This is a genomic window from Nitrospira sp. Ecomares 2.1, assembly GCF_965152585.1.
Genome location: NZ_OZ224219.1, coordinates 4,598,893 through 4,621,822, shown reverse-complemented (window position 1 = coordinate 4,621,822; position 22,930 = coordinate 4,598,893). Strand labels below are relative to the sequence as shown.

The following is a 22,930-nucleotide window of genomic DNA, read 5'->3' as shown; positions in this document are numbered from 1 at the left end:
CCATGAAACCACCAATCAGTGATATCGCGTTCACCCCATCCGTAAAGGCCGTCCAAGAGAAGATGGGATCACGTATGCAATATGCACGAATGGAAGAGGGAGACGGATGGTCGGACACCATCACGCCGAACCTGGCGGATTTTTTGAGTGAGGTGGACTCCATCTATTTGGCCACAGCCAGTAAGGGCGGGCGGCCATACATCCAGCATCGTGGAGGACCCAAAGGCTTTCTTCACGTGCTGGATGAGCGGACGCTCGCGTTCGCCGATTTCATGGGCAATCGTCAATACATCTCATTAGGAAATTTGGCCGAAAATAAGCAGGCCTTTTTGTTCCTGATGGATTATGCCACCCAATCTCGGATCAAGATTTGGGGAACGGCAGAGGTGATTGAGGATGATCCCGCCTTACTCACACAGCTCACGGATGCCCGCTACAAGGGAAAGCCCGAACGGGTTATTCGTTTTCATGTTGAAGCCTGGGATGCCAATTGCCGACAGCACATTCCTAGAAAATACTCGCAAGAAGACGTCGAGCGCTTGATGTTGCCCCTTAAGAACCGGATAACGGCCATGGAAGCTGAAATTGAGAGATTAAGCAGACAATTGCCGGTGTCAGTATAAACGGTTGTCAGTAGAATAATGTAAATCAGCTATGCTGAAATGGGAGACAAGGAAATGAGAACATCCGTACAATTTAAGGAAACAATGCCTGGATCGACAGGAGCTTCTGATGACAAACAGGGAGCAGTAAGGGGAAATCGAACGATGAATCATGAATCTGAAGAGTGGGAAGAGGGATTCCGGTCCCTCTTCGAAAGCAAAGTCACGGCCTATAAAAACGGGGAACGTAAAGTGGGCGTGATGTTTACGAAGGAGGAAGAAGATTTCCTTCAATCGATCGGAGCCACGACTCAGGAAATTTTTGATTTTGTGGAGGATTGGTGCGAGGACGGAGAACCCGATCCGGAAACCGTACTCGCCATCACCAGGATAAGACGGGACTTTTTTTTGAACGATCAACAGGGACGATATTCAAAATATGTGAGAATCACCGATTTGTTCCCGCCACGGGAAGCCTCACTGGCCGGATTGGAGTGGTTCCCCCGTATTATCGAGAAAGCCAGGGCCAAACTTTATGGAGAATTGCCGTCCGATCTTATGTATGGTTGTGGTGCCGATCGTCGATTTTTAAAAAAGGTCAACGTGGGTCCCGATGATTTTCTACAAGTGATTCGGGAAGCAGGAGATGATGTGGATTACATTGTGAAGTTCGTGACGGATCGATCAAAAACTTGATGGACATTCTTTATTTTCCGGGAGGTCGCTGATGCCAAAGATCGTGCGTTTTCATCAAATAGGTGGACCTGAAGTTCTGAAACTTGAAGACCTACCCCTGGCCGAACCGGGTAAGGGAGAAATCCGCATGAAGGTGGAGGCTATCGGGCTTAACCGCGCTGAGATCATGCTGAGAAAAGGCCAATATCTTGAGACTCCTCAACTACCCTCCCGATTGGGCTATGAAGCGGCAGGAGTCATTGATGCCGTCGGTCAAGACGTCACGAGTCTTTGTGTAGGCGACCGCGTTAGTACCATCCCGTCTTTTCCCATGAGCCAATATGGCGTCTATGGTGAGAGTGCCATCGTACCGGCCTATGCGGCCGCGAAATATCCCGACAAGTTATCCGCCATTGAAGGTGCTGCCATCTGGATGCAATACATGACGGCCTTTGGGGCACTCATTGAATACGGAGGCTTGAAAAAAGACGATACCGTTTTGATTACAGCAGCGAGTAGCAGCGTGGGATTGGCGGCCATTCAAATCGTCAAGGCCGCGGGAGGGGTCGCTATTGCGACGACCCGTGGTGCGGACAAGAAAGCCTTTCTGCTGGAGGCGGGATCGGATCATGTGATCGTGACCGATGAAGAAGATCTGGTGGAAAGAGGGATGGCGCTGACCTCTGGGAAAGGCGTCCGGTTGGTGTTCGACCCGGTTGCGGGACCTTTGTTGGAACAACTCGCCGCCGTCACCGCACCCGGCGGTATTATCTTCGAATATGGGGCATTGGCTCCACATCCAACTCCATTCCCCTTGTTCCCCGCACTGGCAAAAGGGTTAACCATACGAGGTTATACGCTGTTTGAGATCGTCAAAAGCCCGGAAATGCTGAAGCGAGGGAAAGAATACATTTACCAGGGATTGGAGTCCGGCGCTTTAAAGCCGATTATCGATCGCACGTTTCCTTTAGCGGAAATTGCGGAAGCCCATCGCTACATGGTGTCTAACCAGCAAAAAGGCAAAATCGTGGTGACCGTGTGAAGTCGGTGATCACATTGGCAGATGAATCGGAGATTCCAAAGATGAAAGAACGGGCGGCAGGCCCTCAACCATACGGCGTTGTTCAGTTGAACGAAGGCGGATTTTAAAGATGACGCGGCGGCTCTTCTCGCGATTCACCCTGCTATTCCCATCGTAAATCAAATCTTGCCTGCCCCGGCCGGATGCCGACGTCATGGTTTGGAAGCACTGATAGGCGGACGGCTCTTGAGCTTCTATGGCCTCTAACCCCTTCACCATTACGGCCAGGGATCGTTCCTGGCTTAATTTTAAATTAAAGGCATCGTCGCCGCGATCGTCGGTGTGGCCTTGGATGGCCAGGGAATCGATCTTGTCGCGTAAGGGACCGCATAAGACTGCCGCGTAGAACGGCATCGCCTCCTGTACAAACTGAACAGCGTCATGAGAAAGAATACTTTGGCCGAACTCAAAGGTGAGTTTATTGTCGGGGACGACGATGAGAAGCGTGAGCGGGTCTTGGGGATCGGAATCCAGCGAAAGCCCTAAACGTTCAAGGTGGTCCCGGAGGGCTGCCTGCACATTCTCTTTGTGCTCTTGTAATTCCGATTGGGCTTCGGAAGAGGTCTGAGTGATAAAGGCTGCAAAGAGCAGAATGAAGATCATGGCCAGTGAAGTCATGAGATCGATGACCCCGCCCGTCGTGGGAGAACTGGCGTTATCCTCCATCGGGGAACTCATCCCGTCCGCCGGTGTCGGGCTAACCCCGGCCGTTTTGACCAGGAGCCGATTTTATCAAAAAAGTTAATCATGGAAGGACCACGGGAGTTGGCAGAGGGTTTCCAGAGAGGTGGGCGCTCTTCGAACGATGTTTCCGTTTGCACGCGATGAGGCCTGTTATCCTTAAGCAATATGGTGAGGTCTTGAATGGCCCCAGTCAATTCGTTCAGGGGACCATGCAGTGTGTCCGTGATGACGCGTGGAAGTTCCGATACCGTTCGTCGAATTTCAGCATGATCCTCCTTCTGCAATGTCATTAAGGTCTGAATCGCCGCTGTCAAATCCGCGGTAGGACCGATAAGTCCGTTTGTCCCCCATCCAAGAAGGTGTTCGCGGTTTTCCTCCCTTGAGGGGGAAGGATCTTTCGGGGATTGGCCTTGCTTAGCTGTGAGTTGCTCCAACATTTGTTCCATAGTTTTTCGAGGGAAGAGTTGATCGATGAGATCGAGGCATGCGTGATGGGCATTCATCAGGCGGGCAACTATTGGTTTTTCAAGAAAGGAGAAGATATTCGCCACGATCAAGCCAACGATGGACGTCAGGAACTTTCCGGCCAATCCGTTAATTAGACCCTGAATTCCTACAATTTCACTCCCATCCGCATGAAGCTTGCCAAGGCCGATAAACAAAGCGAGGAAGGTCAGGAGAAGCCCGAGGCTGCTGACAAGTGAAGGAAATTGCCTATAGAAAGTAAGATTTACGTGCTTGGCGATGAGGGTTTCTTGGGTAAATACCTCTGCAGCAGGTTTGGTGCTGAATATACGCGGGTCCACGAACCAAGGGACCTGTTCCAGAATCAGAGTCATTCGATATTGCGCCCACGGGCTGCGAAAGATGGGTTCCTGTTGCATTCCCGCATCGAGCGTTTGGATGTCCTCACTGTCCAGCCGGTTTGAAGAAGATGCAGCCCGGTCAGCATGGGTTGAGTACCCCTTTCCGTGGTGGTGAGTGAAGCGATCGCGATCCATCTTCCTTCGTTCATTGGCCAGAGTCTGTAACTTTGGATGGATTCGCTCGAACGCCCGTTGAACCGAAGCCGTCTCCCTTCGCATCTTGAGGAGGTGCCACAGAAAAAAAAGCAGAATCCCACCAGACCCCAGCCAACTCAGCAGGGGGCTGTGCGGGCCTCCCAGGAAGGTCACGTCACGGCTCAAAAACTCCCATAGACCAAACGTTGAGGTCACCTTGTCCTCAGCCTTTCAGTAAGTATTGTCCACGGCTTATGCATGGCAGAGTTGTTGATTGTCCAAATGAGATACGGCAGTCTCAAGTTTCGTGCCGTCATTAAACCAAGTAGAAACTCATAGAATAATGGAAATTTTGTGAATGTTTGGGAACCTTGAGAAGGGCGTTGGGCAAAGAATGCCTCTTGCCTCGGCAAGTTGGTCCTCAAAATAAAAGGAGAAATGATTGAGAAAGAATGTAGGAGCATCCTAGTCGTTGACCTGTGGTTTGAACCTTTTTCTAAAAGGGGTAGAATACCTTCTCTGATTCCGTCAAAAATCCTCCGTTTAAAATGCGTCTTTTTAACGGAATGAGTAGGACAATAAAGGAAGAAATATGGAAGCTGCGAGGACCACCCCACCAACTATCCTTGTTGTGGATGACGAGACGGATATTTGTCTGGCCCTAAGCGATTTACTGGGCAACGAAGGCTATCAGGTGGATTCGGTGGAGACCGGAAACGAAGCCCTCCGTCGTGCACTCCTTCCTCATCCCTACAGCGCGGTTATTCTGGATTTAGGTCTGCCGGACCTTGATGGCCTGATCGTCCTGCAGCGGTTATATAGTCAGGATGCCACACTCCCCGTCATCATTCTCACTGCGCATGGCGATCAAAAGGAAAAAATCGCCACTTTGCAACATCATGCCTTTGCCCATCTGATCAAGCCCTATGACCGGCATGAGGTGGTCGAAATGGTGCATAGGGCGGTAGCGGTCAAACATCTGGCTTGGAAAGCCGTGCAGGCGGAAGAGGCGCTCACGTCAAGTGAAGCTCAACGTCAGGTCGAACAGCAACGTACCCACACGTTGCTTTCGGAAAGTGAACGGCGACTCAATCTGGCCTTGAAGGCAGGGAATATGGGGATTTGGGATTGGCATATCCCAACCAATCACCTCATCTGGTCCGAGGAAGTCTCTCGGATTTTTGGGTTGGGTTCAGGGAAATTTGATGGGACAAATGAAGCGTATATGAATTGTGTTCATCTTGAGGATCGGTTGTTGTTGGGGGAATCCATTCGAAGAACGTTAGAGAACGATGCGCCCTACGAAGTCGAGCATCGTGTTGTGTGGCCGACAGGGGAGGTCCGATGGGTCGCTTGCAAGGGACAGGTTGTTGAACATCAGCAAGGACATCCGCAGCGAATGCTTGGCACTGTTCAGGATATCACCATACGGAAACAGGCAGATATCGAATTGCGGAACAGTGAACTGTTTTTAAACTCCATTGTGGAAAATATTCCTTATACGATTTTTGTCAAAGAGGCCAAAGACCTTCGATATCTTCGCTTTAATAAAGCTGGAGAGGCACTCGTTGGCTATCCTACCGAGGCGTTGATTGGAAAGACGGATTACGATTTTTTCTCCAAATCGGAAGCCGACTTCTTTACAGGAAAAGATCGAGAAGTCTTGGCAAGCAAAACCCTGCTGGATGTTCCTGAGGAAGTTATTCATACCAAATCACACGGGACCAGATATCTGCATACCAAAAAAATTCCGCTTCTGGATGCCAACGGTGATCCGCTCTATCTCCTAGGGATCTCCGATGACATTACTGCGCAGAAACAGGCGGAGTTGGAGCGCAGAGAACGAGAAATCCTGTTACATCTCATTTTCGAGACAGGACCTGGTTGCATAAAACGGGTCGCCGCGGATGGGACCCTGCTCCACATCAACCCTGCGGGATTGGATTTAATCGATGCGGAACATGCAAGCGAGGTGCTGGGACATTCCGTCTTTGACCTCGTCGTCCCTGAGCATTTGGATGCCTTTAAGCAAATGCATCAGGAGGTGATACAGGGGAAGAAACGGACTCTTCAATTTGAGGTCCAGAGCATCAAAGGCACCAGAATTTGGATAGAAACGTATGCGGTGCCATTCAAGAATCCCATCACGAACGAAGTGGAACATTTAGCTGTCACACACGACATTACGAAACGTAAACAGGCCGAATTGGATCTGATGGAGCGCAATCGCCTGCTTGAGTTGGATATTGAAGTGACCACCGTCATCAACCAAAAGGAAACCATCCCGGACCTTCTTCAGGGCTGTACCGACGCTCTGGTAAGACATCTTGGTGCAGCATTTGCCCGTATTTGGTGCCTTGATGAATCAGACCGGGTATTGAAATTGTGCGCAAGCTCCGGGCTATATACCCATTTAGACGGGCCGCACAGCCGTGTGCCAATGGGGAAATTCAAAATCGGCCTCATCGCCGCTGAGCGCAAACCCATACTGACCAATATGGTCATCGGTGATCCACGCGTCCCCGACCAGGAGTGGGCCAAGCAAGAAGGGATGATGGCTTTCGCTGGCTACCCATTGGTAAGCAATCAGGAGGTGCTAGGAGTGATGGGGTTATTTGCTCGGCACCCGTTGACGGAGTTCACGCTCAAAAGTTTGGGGATGGTTGCGGATCGTATTACCGTAGCTCTTGAACGTCAGGTCACAAAAGATGAAAAGAATAAACTTGCACTGTTCCAACAGCGCCTTTTGGCATCAATGGAAGAAGGAATCTATGGTTTGGATCTTGATGGAAATGCGACTTTTGTGAATCCGGCGGTGTTAGAAATGACGGGGTATGAGGAGAACGAACTGCTTGGGCACTCCACGCATGTGCTTCTCCATCACTCAAAGCCCAATGGCGCCCCCTATTCCCAGGAAGAATGCCTAATCCATAACTCCTTAAGGGATGGCTCCGTCTATCATATCGACACAGAGGTATTTTGGCGAAAAGATGGATCGAGCTTCCCGGTCGAATATGTCACGACCCCTATCCAAAATGATCAGGGAAAGCTGGAAGGGACCGTCGTCGCGTTTCAAGATATCACCCAACGCAAGCAAGCGGAAAAAGTTCTTCAAGAAAGTGAAGAGCGTTTTAGGCTCCTCAATGAGGCCATTCCGCAGCAGGTCTGGACGGCTCGGGCTGATGGTTCCCTTGATTATGTCAATCAACGTGTTATCGAATACTTTGGCTGTCCCTTTGAGGAGATGATCGGGGATGGGTGGCAGCGGTTTCTACATCCGGAGGATCTGCCTGGATGTCTGGAACGCTGGGAGGAAGCTCGAAATACCCGCCAAGCGTATGAAATTGAATTTCGACTCCTGAGAGCAAAAGATAAAACATTTCGATGGTTTTTGGGTCGAGCCCTACCCATTTTCGATCAACATGATCAGGTCGTGAAATGGTTTGGGACGAATACCGATATCACTCAATTGAAAGAGTTGGAAAATCAGGTTCGACAATCCCAAAAAATGGAGGCGATTGGGACACTGGCAGGAGGTATTGCCCATGATTTCAATAACATTCTTATGGCAATCATTGGCTATACGGAACTGGCTAAACAGAGCGCCAGGGAAAATGTCAGTGCCCAAAAGAATCTTGATGAGGTGTTGGTCGCCGGGCAGCGCGCCAAGGAATTGGTCCAGCAGATATTGGCATTTAGTCGTCAAACCGAGCAGAGCCGGCAGCCGTTAGATCTTCAATTGGTGGTCAAAGAAGTGTGCAAATTCCTCCGAGCGACATTCCCGGCGACCATCGACATTCGGCAAAAATTCAGTGGGGCCACCTCGATCATATTAGGAGATCCTATCCAAATGCACCAAGTGTTGATGAACCTGTGTGCCAATGCCGAGTACGCGATGCGGGGAAGCGGAGGTATTCTTGAATTGCAGTTGGAGCATGTGACTGGTGAACCTGATGGGATCGGCACACATCCTGATCTACAGGGAAGTTCCTATGTATGCCTGACCGTTCGAGATTCCGGATCGGGTATGACGCCGGAGGTGGTCCAGCGCATCTTTGATCCCTTCTTTACCACGAAGGAGGTTGGTGAAGGGACGGGAATGGGATTAGCTGTGGTCCATGGAATCGTCATTAGTCATGGGGGTGTCATGAAGGTGGAGAGTCAACCTGGACAGGGAGCAATTTTCAGCCTGTATTTCCCGGAGATGGAGGCGGCGAGTTATCCGGGGGAAGATACGCCATTGCAACAGGAAGTGTTTATGGGCCGAGGGCATATTCTTTTTGTGGAAGATGAGGAGCCGCTCGCCAGGCTTGGGGAGGAGGCCATGAAGGGGTTGGGGTATGAAGTCATGGTACGCACGAGCAGCGTTGAAGCTCTGGAAGTCTTTCGGGCTGATCCCCATCGATTTGATGCGGTTGTAACCGATCAAACGATGCCTCATATCACCGGCGAAGCTCTTGCCCGTCAATTGTTAGAACTCAGACCCGACGTGCCTATTATTCTGTGTACGGGGTTTAGTCACAGTATGACCCAGGAAAAGGCCAAAGCCATGGGCATTCGTGCTTTCCTTTTAAAGCCGCTGTTGATCAAGGATCTAGCGCGGACTCTTCGGGATGTTCTTGATTCATGACGTGCCGAATGTGACTTTGTCGTTCTGGGTGGTGTGAAATTGCTTCCGGATTCTGTTTGGTGTGTGGGGAGTTTACTCGCCAGAATTGTGGTGAAATCTGAAATCCCTGTTTTCAGATTGTCTTCTTTCATCACACTCCCATCAATATTTTGTGCAGACCCGTCATCAGAAATCTCATGATCGAAAGGTGTGTTCAGCAACAATGTGCGTGGGCGCGCTCCTTTACCTGTTGTTTTGACGCCGCCTCACCGCTCCGCATGCCATCCACCGTATGTCAAAATCAGAATGGGAGCGAATGTGGACAGTTCATCAAAATTCGATTGCGGCTGATTCCCAAGTCACTATATTGGGTTCCTTCACATTCAGAAAACTTCAATGAAAGGGGTTTCTTTCTTCGCTCTATACATCCTGCAGGTAGCAAACCGGTCGTTCTGCCATTTTTTGGATGGAGTGTGCGGCTGAGAAAGCATGAAGCCCGATTAAAGTATTAGAGTTCGTATTTACATATGACCGTTTCTTCGAGGATTTGTCATGAATGGTGAAGAGGCTGTCATTCAGGCGTATGAACATGCCGTCAAAATGGCCCATAATGCCACGCGATGCCCACGTCAAACGAGAAGACGGTGGTGACACAATTGTTGTTCGGACGTCTGGTGCGTGTGAGTCCCGCCTGCTTTATCGGGCAGGCGGAACTGATTCGGTGAAGAAATTAACCCACTTGGACCATGCCGTGGTTGTCGCAATGGGCACCATGCGGAAAATGCAAATGGCCGTCAACCAGATAGTCGATATGGTCGCCGTGCGGAATCGATTGATGCCCGCACGAAGGTCCATGGCGATGAGATGACTCATGTGCCTCGCAATCGTGGTTGGGCGTACAATCGGCGGGATTCGCAGTCCCTACAGATAAGGTGTGTTCATCCACATGTTCATCGTGCGGGAAATGCAGATGTCCATCATGAAGGTAATCCTGATGGTCCGCGTGTCGGATAAGGGTATGGCCACAATCGGGACCGTGTGTGTGGGGATGTTCGTCATGAATACGATGGTCGCTCATGATGCCTCCTTTTATTTGCGGTGAACCCGTAATTCCAGAGAAATTTCACATCCCACCTTAGAAAAACCTGGAAGGATTGTCAAAGGATTTGTCGCCCATGGGCACCCTTGTTTTTCAGGTGTCGGATCAGCAATCACAATGAGCTGCTTTTGCTTTCGTTGGTAGAGTCTTCTCTTAAGGAGAAAAAGGCGCATGTTGTTTAAAGGTCATGGCGAGGCCGGATGTGTAGAAAGAGTTATGCCCCGTCATTCGTCGTGGCTGACTACACATGGCTTACTCAATCATTTCATGGGATTTCTGTTGATGACTGGTTGAAATCGAGTTACGAGTAAGCTGACCGCGAATGTTCGTTTGCCATTTTTCTTGCGGTCCTCCGATGTTTTCTGGGTGGCGCACGGGATTTGAAATCTGAGGTAAACCTAACCGGCAAGAAGTACTTTCGGGAGGAACGGTAATTGACTGATAAGGAGAGACTTCATGCCCATTTATGAATATCAAGCTTCCTATTGTCTTCAATCGCTATTCTGTACCAAGAGGTTCTCCTTTTGGCAGAACATGTCTGACCCTCCCGTTTCCGAATGTCAGGAATGCGGAGCCCCACTGGAGCGGGTGATGTCCACATTTTCTGCGGCAGCGGATATCCTGGCGTATGGTCATGCCGCTGCCAATCCTCCAGCGGAATCGCAAGCTCCTCCCGCTACCCAACAAAATATCTTTGGAGGGGGATTGGGGATTCAGGGTTGTGGCCATGATTGTCGAACGGACCATCAACCTTAAAAAAGAGGGATGCTCTTAAAGTCAAAAGTCAACATAAAATCAGCGGAATGCCCTGCTGAATGAGGCTTTAGCAAGTTGATAGAACCCTTGCCACTCTTCTACGTTGTCTGAAAAGGGCCTGGAAACGGAACTTTCCGAATTCGGGGATTTTTGTGATTTGGATGATTTACGCGGGAGAGAGATGGGTTTTTTATTGCCGTCATAAGCGCTTTTGCGTGGAGTCAGACATTTGCCATAAACAAATGTATGTCTTACGCGAAATATAGCTGGTTTAAGAACTTTACTGCGGAGCGAATCTTTCTTTTTCTTCAACCTGACGAATCAGGGCCATTTATGAACACTCATTCTTTCCTTGGCCAAGGAAGTCACCGTTTGACGTGTGGGTGTGGAGCACAGAAAGAGGCCGGTGTGACGCAGGCTTGTCCGCGGTCGAACAGGTGTGTGTATGAAGTCTGCAGCCCTGGTGATGCAATCGTCGATTCAGCCACCCCGCTCCAATCAACACAACTGCGCCGCTGATCACGAACAGGGATTCGCCAGCCTGACCATCTTCCCACCCAACGCGACCATATATCATTAGGAGGAATCCTATTCCGGACAGGATGAGCGGGGCCGGATTTCGATGGAGAGGGATGGTGAGTATTTGGCTTCCCAGGGCCAGGCAACCCACGATTCCCATAAGAATCCAGTCGAATATATGCGAGGTCTCCGGAAGGAAGCGGGCTGAGATTTCAGGCTGTGATCCGACGACAAGAGGAAGAACTAAGACTGCGAAAGGCGTCAATGAGCATTCGATGGCACAAATGAATGAGGCGGTCATTCCCGCGCGCGCAAGTTTGTCTTCGAGTGTGTTCATCAATTGTTCCTGTGTGAGAAAAGCGTAGGTTTACCTCATGATCACGGCAGGACGGGTTTCACATTAGGGAATGGTTTGCCTGAGCAGGATGAAAACATGATTTAACGTTGCTCTCCCCATCTTTACATGATATCGGGTCCTCTGTGACGGACTTGATCCGGCTCTGGCATATATCGCTGGTTCATGTCGTTGGAAAGTGAGGTGGATTGGCAGATGGTCGGCCGTAAATGACCATCCATTTTTATTTTCATGCAGATGAAAATTTTTTTCATTAGGCTTCCGTTTTTATGAATCGATGGGAGGAAAGCCGTCAATTGAATGCGATGCAAGTGAGCCGACTACCAAAAACGTATAAGGAAGCCTTACGGACAGCGGGTTACCGGTTTACCCGCCCGAGGCAGGCGGTCCTGCAGGTGCTACAAAGAGCCGACCATCCTTTGAGTGCCTTGGAGGTGTTTAGGCGATTGCAGGGAGATGATGTATCTATCGATCGGGTCACGGTATACCGGATTTTAGCGGTCCTGTCCCGGTTGGGATTGGTGGCGCAATTGGCGTTTGCCCAGGAGGGGCAATTCCGCTACGAATGGCGGGATGGGCGTGCTCTCTCCTACCATGTGCGTTGTCAGAAATGCGGAAGAATTGAATCGCTTTGTCTTCCCTCGTTGAAACGACTCAAATCCCTTATTAAAAGTAAGACCAGTTTCCTGGTGAATGACCAGTCTTTAGAATTCAACGGCTTGTGCCCCGACTGTCAATGAAGCCATGAAATCCCTTGGTCTTCATCTTTCAAAGATCGGGTCTTTGGCCTCTTTGGTTTGCGCCATCCATTGTGCCCTCACGCCGATAGTGCTGTTAAGTTTGCCCTTCATTCTTGCGCATTCGTCCGGGGAATGGAATGGGATTCTGGAAATGATGTTTGGTGAACGTACAGAATGGCTGTTCTTTGGAACGATCGGGCTTCTGGCAGGATTCGGATTGTTGACCACCTATTCCGTTCATCGTGACAAGCGGCCTGCTTGCGTATCCGGAATCGGTGTGGGGTTGTTGTTGATCTCGCGTGTGTGGATGGATCACCAAAGTCTCGGAGAGATCGCCCTGGATATTACGGGGGCAAGTGTTATCGCATGGGCTGGATTTTGGAACCGGCGGCTCTGCCGTTGCATAGGGTGCCCTTAACAGGAGTATAAACACAGGGCACGGTTTCTATGCGGGAATTGTGTCCTTTTGGGTCAGGGTGCCGGCAACCAGAGAACGAGAGGATTAAGAACCATGCGGAGCATTATGGTAAATCCAGCGGGGAATAAGCCCTTCGCAAAGACCCTGCCACATACAGCTGGTTATAACATACGCTCGAAAAAGAACTGCGTCGGATTCCTTGAGCATATTCCCCAAAGCCGCGGCTGTTCTTACTATCTGCCAAGCAGTACCACGCATCAGGTGGAGAGGGTCGGATCCGCCCCTAGATACAGGCGCCGATGAATTGAAATACTCCATGTGCCTTGGTTAAAGTGCTTCTATTGTTCTATTATTGAATTTGGCATGAAAACACAACACCAAATTATTGGATTTCTTCTTGCCGTCATCCTGGCTATCCTGCCTCTTTCTTCGGCATTGGGCGTCCAGCATGTCCTGGCCGGGGCAGACCTCGGCGGCCATGCCCACTCGGATTTCGATCTCTGTGATTGGGTACATATTCAGACGACAGGTTCCCTGTCGTTCGATGTGAATTCTTCATGGCTTTGTTTGTCTCGATCCGGCGATGTGGTGGTCCAAGCACCCTCATGTTTCAATAACCAGCCGGTTATTTCCTCCTGTTCACCTCGAGCTCCTCCCCAATCGTAATTTCCAGAATTTCTCAACCCGTATTTCGAAAAGCTGAAACTACCCCTGAGTTCCTTCAGGAATCTTGGACAGACGCGGATCTTCGTTCTGTCGATATCGGGATCTCGGGCGTCTCTGCTCTAGCTTGCGTCTTCATCCCGCCTCGCGAGATTTAGGCTATTAGGCAGATAGTTGACGATCCAGATAAGAGGATGACAGGTGCCGGAGCCGGCGTAAGTGGAGGCTGGTGTGAATAAAGACGATGCCGACCATTCCACAGGCAAGGGCCGGCTTCACGATAGAAAAGATGAGCAGCATTGTCAGAAAAACAGTCATTGTCGTGTGTGTTCTCATGGGTTGGTCTGTAGAGGCGATGGCTGAGGACATATTGATATGTTCGGCCGAATCTGGGCCTAGCTTGAGAGTGGACAAAGAGATTGATCCGGAAAAACCCTGGCCACAATACCGGGATTAAACGACCACTGATTGGTTAAAACGACCACTCGTCAGGTTAGCTTCGTGGAAATAATCTATCGGCTCTATGATGAGGCGCCAATTTTGGGAAGGAAAGGAAATGGATGTCATGGAACGATGCCATGTTGACTGAAGTGTCCGATTTCTCTGTCTCGTTTATCGCGCATGTCAGCGGGTACGCCATCGGCATGATTTTGTATGCCATGTTGTTGTGGCTGGTTTTCCAAGCGTTGCAGGAATCGACCCAAAAGGGTCAGAGCGAACCCTCTGCCCAATCACCCAGATGGCTTGCATGTTGGACGGCAATTTTAGGCTTGCTGTGGAATGTTGGAGCCCTGCTGGCCTTTCTGCTTCCGAATCTACACCTGACCGAACCGCTTCCGGTGTTGTATGCGCTGGCGGTCTCCGCCTTGGGGTTTCTTCCCGCTGTCGTTGTTCTGGCTATGGTTAAAACGCAGCCCATTGGCCTGCCTGCCTGGATTCGTCGATTGATTTCTGCATCCGGATTTGTGTTAAGCGGGTGGGCATCCCTGATGCACCTGCATGCTGCTCTAAGCGGGGAATCGGGGAGCATGTCCGGAGCAGCGCTCCAGGCCATGGTCTGGGGCTTTCTCGTGCTTTTGATCTGGCTTCTTGCTGTCAGGTTAAGGGCTGAGGGGTGGGATTATATGGGGGGAATCGTGGTGCTCTCCGGATTGGCCATTGCGGTCCTTCCCTTTAGTCAGCATGAGACCGGGGAATATTCCTGGGGCATGGAGGTTGTCGGTCATCACGCCAACCTCCTGTTGGCCTTGGCCATTCTCTATCAGGACTACCGCTTTGCTCTGGGAGACCTTTTCTTGAAGCGGGCGTTATCGTTTTTGGTGTTGGCCCTGGTGACGCTTGGTGCGTTGATCACCGTTGGGATTCCGGTGTTACGGCTCGACCCGGACAATGAAATGGTCAACCTATCCCGGCTTGGTGTTTTTTTTGCACTTTGGATCATCACTGCGTTGGCCTATCCCCATTTGCGAAAAGCGGTGATCTGGCTGGTGGATGTCGTTGTGTTGCGGCGTCCGGACTACGATCAGCTCAGGCAGGAGGTGGCGATCGAGGTTAATCAGGAGGAAGAGCCCGAACGGATTTTGTCCCATGTCGGCGCGTTACTCCAGCCAGCTCTGTTGGCCAGACAGATTACCTGGAGGCCTTGGAGACTGGACGGCGAGGCCGGGTCTGAATGGCCGGGCCAGGTCGGCTCCTTTGACGGGGATCGGGAGGAAGAATCTCTGGCCAGTGGAGCGGTCTCCGTTGGAAGCCTGGTCAGAAAAGGGAGCAGAGGGTCTTCTTTGGCCACGCCTTGCGGAGAAGAGTTCCTCGTGGTTATTCCAACGATGGAATTGCCTCAATACGTTCTGGTGATCCAGGGGTTTTTCCATCGAAGGCGATTGCTTTCGGACGATCTGGTCCTGTTGGAAGCCGTGGCCCATATCATTGCCAGAAGGATCGATGCGGTGCGTTCGGCCCACGAGCGCTGTGCCGTCGCCATTCGAGAGCAGGAAATGAGAAAACTGACCATTGAGGCGGAACTCCGGGCTCTGCGCACCCAATTGAATCCTCACTTTTTATTTAATGCCTTAACCACCATTGGCTATCTTATTCAAACGGCACCGGCGCGGGCGCTGGACACGCTCATGCGGCTGACGGAGTTGCTGAGAGGCGTGTTGAAGCATCTTGAGGGGGATTTTTCCACCTTGGGCCAGGAAGTGGATTTGGTCCAGGCTTATCTCATGATTGAACAGGCACGTTTCGAACGGCGGTTGGCCTATCAAGTCAATGTGCCGTCAAATTTACGGGATCTACGGGTGCCGGCTCTGGTGTTGCAACCACTGGTGGAAAATGCGGTGAAACACGGTATTCAAAAGTGTGCCAAGGGAGGGGTCATTAAAATCGAGGCCGAAGTGGAACAGCGGAAAAACGAAAATGATCACGGAGCATGGATAACTCCTGAGCTCGTAATTACGGTGCAGGATACGGGACATGGTCTGTCAGGGAAGGGGCAGGAGGCTGCCTGGGGAGCTGGGATCGGGTTGGCCAATATCAAGAAACGTTTGCAATTACATTATGGCGATCATGCCACGTTATCCATGCATCGAAACCCGAAGCTTGGCACGATTGTCCACATCCGTATTCCTCTTGTTCGTTCGAGCGATCTCCTGGCAGAAGAATCCGAATGTCTTCATTCCGTCCAGGGAGCGAAAGAATGAGCGGAAAAATCCGGGTCATTGTTGTTGATGATGAGCGGCCGGCACGGTCATTTCTGGCGACAACCTTGAAGACCCTGGATGATGTCGACATTGTGGGCGAAGCGGAGAACGGTGAGGACGCGATCAGCCTCATTCAACGGGAACAACCCGATCTGGCATTGCTGGATCTCCAAATGCCTGGAATGGATGGCCTCTCTATGGTCAAGGCCATTAAAAAGGGGCATATTCCGTTGATTGCGTTTGTCACTGCTCACAATGAATATGCCATTGAAGCGTTTGATATCGAGGCCATCGACTACTTGTTGAAACCGGTCGATCGCTTGCGACTGCGAAAAACCATCAAACGGGCAAAGGAGCGTTTGGAACGGGATGATGTCATGGCGAATGAATTGGAAGCTCGACCGCGCGGCCAGGAGGGGAGCCCTCCGGAGGATTCGGATTACATGGACCGTCTCCCGATCAAAAAGAAGGAAGAGATCATTTTCCTGCCGGTCAATCAGATTGCCTCTATCGTCTCGGATGGAGAGTTGATGCATATCACCACGATTCGAAAGGAACGTCATACCATCAGCCATCGGCTCAAGGCTCTTGAGGCCAGACTGGATCCCAGACGATTCGTGCGTTTGGGTCGCGGGACTTTGGTCAATGTGGAGTCGATATGCCGGGTGGCTACTATGCCGGGAGGGTCGTATGTCGTCACCTTGACCAATACCCAACAACTCAGAGTCAGTCGCAGTCAGTCACGTTTTTTACGGCACCAAATCTTGAGGTTATAAGAAGCCTGCCTTGAGGACCGGTCCCTTGCCGGTTCTCCCTTCCCCCTCTGCCGTAATCCATTCATTCAGGCCAATCAACCGCTCATGAAATTATATGACCGTTCATAAAAAAAGACTGTGGATTACGCGCATCCCGCCTTTATAAATTGACTGGTATTCGAAATGAAAGTTTATGGAAAGCCGTGTAGTCCGTTCAGTGACAGGTTTCCGGAAATCGTAAGTCTCAGGCGAGTGCCCGGACGCTCGAAGGAGGATTGGTCCTCTTTGGCCCCAGAAGGGTGCATGAGGTGTCAACTTTACTCAAAGGAGGGTTTTCCCATGTTTAAAAAGTTACGTAGTCAAGCAGGCGCGGCGTTGGTGGAATATAGTCTCCTCGTCGCGGGAATTGCCTTAATCGGAGCGGCCGCCGTGGCGGTATTCGGCCACAAAACCTCGGATATGATGGCCGCGGTCGCTGCGGTGTTGCCCGGGGCGCATGCTGACGATAATGGCCCCATTGTCAGCGGTAAGATTATTGAAACCGCAGATGGTCAAGGACCTGGTGGAAATGCCATTGCCTTGGATATTGGCGGCATTGTTGCCAACGCCGGCACCGAACGGCTAGGAAATAGCTTTGGGACCACTACGAGTATTTCGACATTGGTTGTCGAAGCTCAATCCGAGTAAGCTCCCTAGGGTTTGTACATGCATGCGAGTAAAAAGCCTTCCCGGTCGAGTCAGGCCGGGAAGGCTTTTTGTTGTCTGTCGAGCACATTCAAAAGGTTGGGGATGCAAGTCATTTTGACAATTAATGATAGTGAAGTCGTCTCGAGGCACTAATAGGATCCCGGAGAAGTCCTCAGACGGCGTTCCTAGCCTGCGCCGCAGAACGAAAGGCGCGCCAACCAAGTCGTGGTGGACGAGCCAAAACGGGGCAATTCTGAGCATCCTGCTTGCGTCATCTCTGTCGTTTGAAACTTTGCTCCCTCTGTCGCTTTCAGCATGCAAAAATAGTTGTTCCGTAATCTGCCTCAAACGGGTCCATATCGGTAGGGTTATGGGATCGCGGAGCATGTAGCGACATTCAGGTTGCCCTGAGAGATGATTCAACAACCAAATGACTAACGCCCACAACTCAGGCCAATCCGAATGTTGTAAGCATATGAGGGTGATACGTCACCCCACCCGGGTTACATACCAATTGCTTAGGGCTAGCGTTAACCAGTCCCGTTTTGTTGGGCAAACCCAGAGTTTGTAAGAGACCTACACTGTTCTTCGCTCTCTCACCGGTTTTCCCCTCCACCACTTCAATCCAGTCATATAGGCCATTAACTGCTCATGACATGAATGTAACTGTTCAAAAAAAGAAAGTGGAATGCATGAGATGGCGACCTTATAAGTGAACAGATAAGGGTGCCTTCTAAAATTCCATTAACCCATTCAGTCAAAAACTAATTCCGGATTACCGGGTCTTGGGCGAGCGCCCGGACGCTTGAAGGAGGATTGGTCCTCTTTGACCCTCCAGGGTCCTTAAGGCGTCAATATCACTTACAAGGAGGGTTTTCGTATGTTTAAAAAGTTACGTAGTCAAGCGGGCGCGGCGTTGGTGGAATATAGCCTTCTCGTCGCGGGAATTGCCTTGATCGGAGCTGCCGCCGTGTCGGTATTCGGCCACAAAACCTCGGATATGATGGCCGCGGTCGCTGCGGTGTTGCCCGGGGCACATGCTGACGATAATGCCCCGATTGTCGCAGGAAAAATCATTGAAACCAGTGTAGATGGTGGACCCGGTGGCGATGCCATTGCCTTGGATATTGGCGGCATTGTTGCCAACGCCGGCACCGAACGGCTAGGAAATAATCTTGGGACCACTACGAGTATTTCGACATTGGTTGTCGAAGCTCAAGCTGAGTAAGCTCCCAAGGGTTTGTGTATGCACGCGAGTGAAAAGCCTTCCCGGTCGAGTCAGGCCGGGAAGGCTTTTTGTTTGAGCCGTCCATTGGTAAAAAATAGCCGTTCATTGGATGACTCTGACAGTCCAGAAGAATCACCTCGTGGGCGAGCGAAGCAATCTCCTATAAGACCTTTACAGTCGGACCATACAAGCCCTTGCAGGACATGTGGGGGAAGAGCGGATTGGGCCTGGAGCAAGATAGAACCGGTGTGTAGATGAACGAGGGTATAACGAATAAAATGAAAGATAATCCAGCTGGATTGCCAAAGCCTGTCACTCTGGGCTATCAGAATATCCGGCGCATGAGCCTCCTGGTGAGCGGGATTTTTCTGCTTCTTCTTCCCACCGCAATAGCCCAAACGCCCTCTTCGAAGCTATCCCCAACGACAATAGTTCTTAAAAAATCCCCGGAGTCTCCTACCCCTTTGCCCGTGATTGTGGCCCAACACCGACGTGTGTTGATTGATGATCCGGTGCAGCGGGTTGCGGTGGGCGATACGTCCATCGTTTCGGCTCAGTTGATTAACAATAAGGAAATCTTGTTTCTTGGTCAGCGGCCCGGACGCACCTCGGTCATTGTCTGGCTTCAGTCAGGAGCGATTCGTCATTATCAATGCAATGTGCAGTTGGATCTTTCCGTTCTGCATGCGGCTTTGCATAACGTTCATCCCAGCATCGGTGTGACCAGCGCTCCGGACCGTGACGCCTTGATCCTGACCGGAAAGGTTCCTGATGTGACCTATTCTCAGGCGGCGGAGGGAATCGCGCAGAAATATGTGAATGCCAGAACGGGAGAAAGAAAGGCAGGTCAAGGGCCCTTTGTGAAAAGTTCCGACGGGCAGCGGGCAAATCAATCTCAGCCCGGAAGTTCGAGTCAATCCTCGGGATCATCCAGCTCTTCTTCCGATGATGAGGGGGATGGAGAATCCCCATCAAGCGATTCCTCCGCCCACATTGAAGTCGCGGAGGCCATCCCGGTCGGCGGCACCATTATCAATCTGATTCAATTGGATACGTTGCCGGCTACTCCCGAGGAGCGCATGCAAGAGGCAATTCGGAATCTTGGGGGTGAGCAGGTGACGGTGCGGCGAGTCAAACGAGGTATTGTGCGTGATGATGAGCAGGATGTCTTTGTCCTGGAGGGGTCGGTGAAAAATCAAGTGGCCCTCTTGCGTGTGCTGGAGGTGGGTTCCCGAATGCTGACCGGCCACGGCGCCACGCGACATAGTATTCGCGTGGTGGGTGATGAAGCGGGGGCGTTGGCCGGTCGATTGGGACAACAGCAAGGGGGGCAGCAAGGGCAGCAAGGGCGAATGATGATTGGTGGGGGCGGCGGTGGAATTGGCCAGCTGTTTGGAGGGGCAGGTAGGTCGGGGCGCGTCAGTAACCTGGTGCAATCGAATCTGGGCCGGGCCAAAGTGATCGAAGCGGCCAATGGGCGCATTATTTCTTTTCTTCATGTGAGGGATCTTCCGCAAATTCGGGTCAACATTAAACTCTATGAAGTCAATCGGACAAAACTGCGATCCTATGGCTCGGATTTTGTCGGGACCTTTGACAATTTCGGGTCAGCCCCCGAGTCCGGGGCCCGAAACATTTTGGGCTTTCTGACCGGTACGCTTGTAGCCGACACGTTTATTCGAAGCGGCGAGTTTGCCATTCGATCAGTCTTCACCTATTTGGAGAGTCTGGATTTGGCGCGAAGCCTGGCTTCTCCTTCGCTCACCGTGCTGTCTGGAGAAATTGCCGCCTTTCTGGTTGGAGGAGAAGTCCCGATCGAGCAGGCATTTTCCCCGTTTTTCGGCGGTGGAGATATCACTGGTGCGGCAGGGGTTTTTCAGTTTGTCACGTTTCGTGAATTCGGGATCTCCCTCCGTGTTCGCGCGCTGGTGGGGGAAGACGGGGATCTCACAATCGATGCGGTTCCGCAAGTGGTGACACCTGATTTGACCTTGACGGCGGGCATTGAAGAGGCCACGGGAACCAATCAACCCACGACAGCATTCAAAAACCGGTCCATGCAGACGAGTGCACGCATGCAGGATGGCCAGGCCATCCTGATTGGAGGCCTCCTCTCGCGTGACAAATCAGATCAGCAGGACTTTATTCCTGGAGTTCGTGACATCCCGGGGTTGGGTTGGTTGTTTCGACGGTTTACGCAAAACGACGAAGAGGTTGAACTGGTTATTGTCATTCATCCTGTCATTATGAGGGAGCCGATTCCCGAGGTGGGCCTCTGGGCTTTTCCCGCTCTCACCGACTATCGACCGGCTTGGGAATTCAAGTCATGGCCGGCACCTGAGGAGAAAGGCTTGTGAAGTGGAGTGTAAAAGCCTTGATGACAAAGGCTCATCCATCCTTCGGTCCGGTGGCATCACAACGTGGCGGGGTACTCATTGAATTTGCCTTTCTGTCGTTGGTGTTCTATGTGCTGGTTGCGTTGGTTGTGGACATCGGAAGAATGGTATTTGCCGCTCAAGTGCTCCAGGATGCTGCCCGTGTGGCCGCCCGCGAATTGGCATTGGTCCCCCTTCCCGCCGCCATGACCTTTGAGCAAGCGTTGGAGGATCCAACGGTCCTGGCTCAGGTATTCGATCCGGCCTTGCTGGTCATCGATCTCGACACGTTTGGCGATGACGATGTGGCGTTTCAAGCGTTTCTGGATCAGTTGCCCATGGTCAATAAAATGTTGAGACCGCTCATGATTTTCGAACAGGCTGAAATACAAGGTTCCAGCCGTCGATTGCTGAGGTTTCCCGGTGCGCTGTTGAATGATCCTTCGGCCCCGAGTGGTCTGGGAGTGGGAATTCCACGGGTGGAATCCCGCGGGGCGGATGGCGTGGAAGCCATTCGATGGGTTCCGGTTCTTGAAGAAATCACGAACGGCTCTTTCAGTCTGGTGCCACTTGACCCCGAGAATCCGCCTCCTCAACGGGGTCTGGTGGCGGTTCGCATCAATTATCCGTTTCAAGCGGCGATGTTGAGCGGGTTTCAGCAAGGTCCGGGAGGCCCGTTTGAACCGAACCTGGACAATCGCATTCAAGCGGACGATGAAAGCGTAGACGATTCCATAAATGCTCCGCCACGGGGGACTCCATTTGGGGTTGGTGACTTGCCTGAAGTAGGCGTGTACGGCGGACGTTTTGGCCTTGGAGGACAATTGGCTTTTGGCGGTGAAACGCTCAGGCCCTACAGGAAGCTTCTTTCCGCTCAAGCCATTTCCAGGCGGGAGGTGTTCTTATGAAAACTGCCGGGTTTCATCCGCGATCGCCGTGGGTCAGATTCGTGTCGTCCCCGTTTTTTTTGGCGGGCATGCTTGTCGTGATTCTAGGGGGATTGTGGGTGTCCGGCCTGGTGAACCCTTGCTGGTTCGGAGTGAATTGCGGGCCTTCCACGGAGGGGCTGGTTGCCGTTCCGGTCAGCGCGCAAACGATTCCGGCGTTCACCCAATTGAACCGTCAACATGTGTGGAATGCCGGAAAAGGGCAGCCGGCTGTCGTGCTGCTTCCCCCGGAACAGGTGACCGAGGCAATGAAAACCAATTTAACGGACATTCTCGGTCGTGTCCTTGGGCGAGAGAAGCCTGCCGGATATGTTTTCACGGAAGTCGATTTTCTGCCGCGTGGTTCCCGTCCTGGGTTAGTCGGGGGGATTCCCCCAGGGAAGCGGGCGGTGCGGGTCGAAGCCGGTCAGGTCAGCGGGTTATATGGCCTGAATCCCGGAGATCGCTTCGACCTGATCGCGACATTGCCGATCGACGCGGATGGGAAGGACAACTCATTGACCATGGGAGGAGTCTATGGTCAACAATTAGCGCTCCAGGCGAATTTACATAATTGGGCCAAACAAGCCACCGTGCGGGTGCTGGTGCAAAACGGTGTGCTGGTTCAACCGTTGACGACCCGGGAAATTCCTCTCTCGATGAATACGCTGACCCAGGGTCTTGTGGTCAAAAAGAAGCCTGTTCAAGAAATCGTCATCGCGGTGGACCCGGAAGAAGTGGCTTCATTGACCGAAGCCGTGGCTGTGAAGGCCGAGATTACGACCATTCCTCGTTCAGGACATCCGGACGATCCCGGGGACAGCGAGACACCGGAATCCCAACCCTGGAGCCCCTTTGGGAATACGTTGGCTTTAGGGAAGTCGTCTGGCGGGATTTCAAAAAATGGAAATACGGAATCTTCGCTCACGTTTGTGGAAACCTTGAACGGATCGGGAGAACGGGAGTTAATTACCGTGCCTGTTGCGTCGGATCAGGAGAAATAGTGCGATGTTATACACGATGCGCGTTCATGCTTGAACGCGACACGGTACTCTTTA

Annotated in this window: 20 protein-coding genes; 15 read left to right on the top strand and 5 right to left on the bottom strand. The window is 51.6% G+C overall.

Translation table 11 applies throughout. The features are described from left to right. Positions 1 to 2 precede the first annotated feature (2 nt). From ACWHYD_RS20315 to ACWHYD_RS20305, 3 genes are all read left to right on the top strand, one after another. Complete coding sequence (locus tag ACWHYD_RS20315) at positions 3 to 623, top strand: pyridoxamine 5'-phosphate oxidase family protein (protein ID WP_447963818.1); 621 nt, start codon at positions 3 to 5, stop codon at positions 621 to 623. A gap of 144 nt (positions 624 to 767) precedes the next feature. Next, positions 768 to 1,298: a DUF5069 domain-containing protein gene (locus tag ACWHYD_RS20310; RefSeq protein WP_447963817.1), complete on the top strand. Its 531-nt coding sequence runs from the start codon at positions 768 to 770 to the stop codon at positions 1,296 to 1,298. A 31-nt stretch (positions 1,299 to 1,329) separates the two neighbouring features. Beyond that, positions 1,330 to 2,319 (top strand): zinc-dependent alcohol dehydrogenase family protein, encoded by a 990-nt coding sequence (locus ACWHYD_RS20305; RefSeq protein WP_447963816.1) that lies wholly within the window; start codon positions 1,330 to 1,332, stop codon positions 2,317 to 2,319. A 9-nt stretch (positions 2,320 to 2,328) separates the two neighbouring features. On the opposite strand, the gene ACWHYD_RS20300 is transcribed toward ACWHYD_RS20305, so the two are convergent. Both ACWHYD_RS20300 and ACWHYD_RS20295 read right to left on the bottom strand, forming a co-directional pair. Continuing rightward, positions 2,329 to 3,036 carry an OmpA family protein gene (locus ACWHYD_RS20300; RefSeq protein WP_447963815.1) on the bottom strand — a complete coding sequence of 236 codons (708 nt, stop codon included), beginning with the start codon at positions 3,034 to 3,036 and terminating at the stop codon, positions 2,329 to 2,331. Beyond that, positions 3,033 to 4,259, bottom strand: a complete 1,227-nt coding sequence (locus ACWHYD_RS20295) for a hypothetical protein (protein ID WP_447963814.1) — start codon at positions 4,257 to 4,259, stop codon at positions 3,033 to 3,035. Before ACWHYD_RS20295 ends, ACWHYD_RS20300 begins: the two co-directional genes overlap by 4 nt. A gap of 376 nt (positions 4,260 to 4,635) precedes the next feature. Here ACWHYD_RS20295 and ACWHYD_RS20290 point away from each other — a divergent pair, with 376 nt between their 5' ends. Continuing rightward, positions 4,636 to 8,673, top strand: a complete 4,038-nt coding sequence (locus ACWHYD_RS20290) for a PAS domain S-box protein (protein ID WP_447963813.1) — start codon at positions 4,636 to 4,638, stop codon at positions 8,671 to 8,673. A gap of 709 nt (positions 8,674 to 9,382) precedes the next feature. Here the strand turns inward: ACWHYD_RS20290 and ACWHYD_RS20285 are convergent. Next, complete coding sequence (locus ACWHYD_RS20285; protein ID WP_447963812.1) at positions 9,383 to 9,730, bottom strand: hypothetical protein; 348 nt, start codon at positions 9,728 to 9,730, stop codon at positions 9,383 to 9,385. Between the two features lie 477 nt (positions 9,731 to 10,207). On the opposite strand from ACWHYD_RS20285, the gene ACWHYD_RS20280 reads away from it, so the two are divergent. Continuing rightward, the gene (locus ACWHYD_RS20280; RefSeq protein ID WP_447963811.1) at positions 10,208 to 10,507 is read left to right on the top strand and encodes an FmdB family zinc ribbon protein; all 300 of its coding nucleotides are present in this window, start codon (positions 10,208 to 10,210) and stop codon (positions 10,505 to 10,507) included. A 331-nt stretch (positions 10,508 to 10,838) separates the two neighbouring features. Here the strand turns inward: ACWHYD_RS20280 and ACWHYD_RS20275 are convergent, their stop codons facing one another. Then, positions 10,839 to 11,363, bottom strand: coding sequence for a MerC domain-containing protein (locus ACWHYD_RS20275; RefSeq protein ID WP_447963810.1), 525 nt, complete (start codon positions 11,361 to 11,363; stop codon positions 10,839 to 10,841). Positions 11,364 to 11,650: 287 nt separating this feature from the next. Between ACWHYD_RS20275 and ACWHYD_RS20270 the strand changes: the two genes are divergently transcribed. The 3 genes from ACWHYD_RS20270 (at position 11,651) to ACWHYD_RS20260 (ending at position 13,205) form a co-directional block, all read left to right on the top strand. Beyond that, complete coding sequence (locus tag ACWHYD_RS20270; RefSeq protein WP_447963809.1) at positions 11,651 to 12,121, top strand: Fur family transcriptional regulator; 471 nt, start codon at positions 11,651 to 11,653, stop codon at positions 12,119 to 12,121. A 4-nt stretch (positions 12,122 to 12,125) separates the two neighbouring features. Beyond that, the gene (locus tag ACWHYD_RS20265; RefSeq protein ID WP_447963808.1) at positions 12,126 to 12,539 is read left to right on the top strand and encodes a MerC domain-containing protein; all 414 of its coding nucleotides are present in this window, start codon (positions 12,126 to 12,128) and stop codon (positions 12,537 to 12,539) included. Positions 12,540 to 12,902: 363 nt separating this feature from the next. Next, the gene (locus ACWHYD_RS20260) at positions 12,903 to 13,205 is read left to right on the top strand and encodes a hypothetical protein (RefSeq protein ID WP_447963807.1); all 303 of its coding nucleotides are present in this window, start codon (positions 12,903 to 12,905) and stop codon (positions 13,203 to 13,205) included. A 159-nt stretch (positions 13,206 to 13,364) separates the two neighbouring features. Here the strand turns inward: ACWHYD_RS20260 and ACWHYD_RS20255 are convergent, their stop codons facing one another. Next, positions 13,365 to 13,520, bottom strand: coding sequence for a hypothetical protein (locus ACWHYD_RS20255; protein WP_447963806.1), 156 nt, complete (start codon positions 13,518 to 13,520; stop codon positions 13,365 to 13,367). 242 nt (positions 13,521 to 13,762) lie between these two features. On the opposite strand from ACWHYD_RS20255, the gene ACWHYD_RS20250 reads away from it, so the two are divergent. The 7 genes from ACWHYD_RS20250 (at position 13,763) to ACWHYD_RS20220 (ending at position 22,876) form a co-directional block, all read left to right on the top strand. Next, positions 13,763 to 15,901, top strand: coding sequence for a sensor histidine kinase (locus tag ACWHYD_RS20250; RefSeq protein ID WP_447963805.1), 2,139 nt, complete (start codon positions 13,763 to 13,765; stop codon positions 15,899 to 15,901). After that, complete coding sequence (locus ACWHYD_RS20245; protein WP_447963804.1) at positions 15,898 to 16,677, top strand: LytR/AlgR family response regulator transcription factor; 780 nt, start codon at positions 15,898 to 15,900, stop codon at positions 16,675 to 16,677. Before ACWHYD_RS20250 ends, ACWHYD_RS20245 begins: the two co-directional genes overlap by 4 nt. Positions 16,678 to 16,995: 318 nt before the next feature. Next, the gene (locus ACWHYD_RS20240) at positions 16,996 to 17,343 is read left to right on the top strand and encodes a Flp family type IVb pilin (RefSeq protein WP_447963803.1); all 348 of its coding nucleotides are present in this window, start codon (positions 16,996 to 16,998) and stop codon (positions 17,341 to 17,343) included. A gap of 880 nt (positions 17,344 to 18,223) precedes the next feature. Continuing rightward, positions 18,224 to 18,571 (top strand): Flp family type IVb pilin, encoded by a 348-nt coding sequence (locus ACWHYD_RS20235; protein ID WP_447963802.1) that lies wholly within the window; start codon positions 18,224 to 18,226, stop codon positions 18,569 to 18,571. Positions 18,572 to 18,849: 278 nt separating this feature from the next. After that, positions 18,850 to 20,928 (top strand): pilus assembly protein N-terminal domain-containing protein, encoded by a 2,079-nt coding sequence (locus tag ACWHYD_RS20230; protein WP_447963801.1) that lies wholly within the window; start codon positions 18,850 to 18,852, stop codon positions 20,926 to 20,928. Further along, positions 20,925 to 21,854 carry a TadE/TadG family type IV pilus assembly protein gene (locus ACWHYD_RS20225; protein WP_447963800.1) on the top strand — a complete coding sequence of 310 codons (930 nt, stop codon included), beginning with the start codon at positions 20,925 to 20,927 and terminating at the stop codon, positions 21,852 to 21,854. Before ACWHYD_RS20230 ends, ACWHYD_RS20225 begins: the two co-directional genes overlap by 4 nt. Next, a complete protein-coding gene (locus ACWHYD_RS20220) occupies positions 21,851 to 22,876 on the top strand; it encodes a hypothetical protein (RefSeq protein WP_447963799.1) in 1,026 nt (341 codons plus the stop codon). Before ACWHYD_RS20225 ends, ACWHYD_RS20220 begins: the two co-directional genes overlap by 4 nt. Positions 22,877 to 22,930 lie beyond the last annotated feature (54 nt).

Excerpts from the sequence above, each read along its gene's own strand:
- ACWHYD_RS20285 (WP_447963812.1), bottom strand. The coding sequence starts at position 9,730 with ATGAGCGACCATCGTATTCATGACGAACATCCCCACACACACGGTCCC.
- ACWHYD_RS20220 (WP_447963799.1), top strand. The coding sequence starts at position 21,851 with ATGAAAACTGCCGGGTTTCATCCGCGATCGCCGTGGGTCAGATTCGTG.
- ACWHYD_RS20260 (WP_447963807.1), top strand. The coding sequence starts at position 12,903 with ATGAAAACACAACACCAAATTATTGGATTTCTTCTTGCCGTCATCCTG.
- ACWHYD_RS20240 (WP_447963803.1), top strand. The coding sequence starts at position 16,996 with ATGTTTAAAAAGTTACGTAGTCAAGCAGGCGCGGCGTTGGTGGAATAT.
- ACWHYD_RS20250 (WP_447963805.1), top strand. The coding sequence starts at position 13,763 with ATGTCATGGAACGATGCCATGTTGACTGAAGTGTCCGATTTCTCTGTC.
- ACWHYD_RS20235 (WP_447963802.1), top strand. The coding sequence starts at position 18,224 with ATGTTTAAAAAGTTACGTAGTCAAGCGGGCGCGGCGTTGGTGGAATAT.
- ACWHYD_RS20270 (WP_447963809.1), top strand. The coding sequence starts at position 11,651 with ATGAATCGATGGGAGGAAAGCCGTCAATTGAATGCGATGCAAGTGAGC.
- ACWHYD_RS20300 (WP_447963815.1), bottom strand. The coding sequence starts at position 3,036 with ATGAGTTCCCCGATGGAGGATAACGCCAGTTCTCCCACGACGGGCGGG.
- ACWHYD_RS20245 (WP_447963804.1), top strand. The coding sequence starts at position 15,898 with ATGAGCGGAAAAATCCGGGTCATTGTTGTTGATGATGAGCGGCCGGCA.
- ACWHYD_RS20230 (WP_447963801.1), top strand. The coding sequence starts at position 18,850 with ATGAAAGATAATCCAGCTGGATTGCCAAAGCCTGTCACTCTGGGCTAT.
- ACWHYD_RS20290 (WP_447963813.1), top strand. The coding sequence starts at position 4,636 with ATGGAAGCTGCGAGGACCACCCCACCAACTATCCTTGTTGTGGATGAC.
- ACWHYD_RS20275 (WP_447963810.1), bottom strand. The coding sequence starts at position 11,363 with ATGAACACACTCGAAGACAAACTTGCGCGCGCGGGAATGACCGCCTCA.
- ACWHYD_RS20315 (WP_447963818.1), top strand. The coding sequence starts at position 3 with ATGAAACCACCAATCAGTGATATCGCGTTCACCCCATCCGTAAAGGCC.
- ACWHYD_RS20265 (WP_447963808.1), top strand. The coding sequence starts at position 12,126 with ATGAAATCCCTTGGTCTTCATCTTTCAAAGATCGGGTCTTTGGCCTCT.
- ACWHYD_RS20280 (WP_447963811.1), top strand. The coding sequence starts at position 10,208 with ATGCCCATTTATGAATATCAAGCTTCCTATTGTCTTCAATCGCTATTC.
- ACWHYD_RS20310 (WP_447963817.1), top strand. The coding sequence starts at position 768 with ATGAATCATGAATCTGAAGAGTGGGAAGAGGGATTCCGGTCCCTCTTC.
- ACWHYD_RS20305 (WP_447963816.1), top strand. The coding sequence starts at position 1,330 with ATGCCAAAGATCGTGCGTTTTCATCAAATAGGTGGACCTGAAGTTCTG.
- ACWHYD_RS20255 (WP_447963806.1), bottom strand. The coding sequence starts at position 13,520 with ATGACTGTTTTTCTGACAATGCTGCTCATCTTTTCTATCGTGAAGCCG.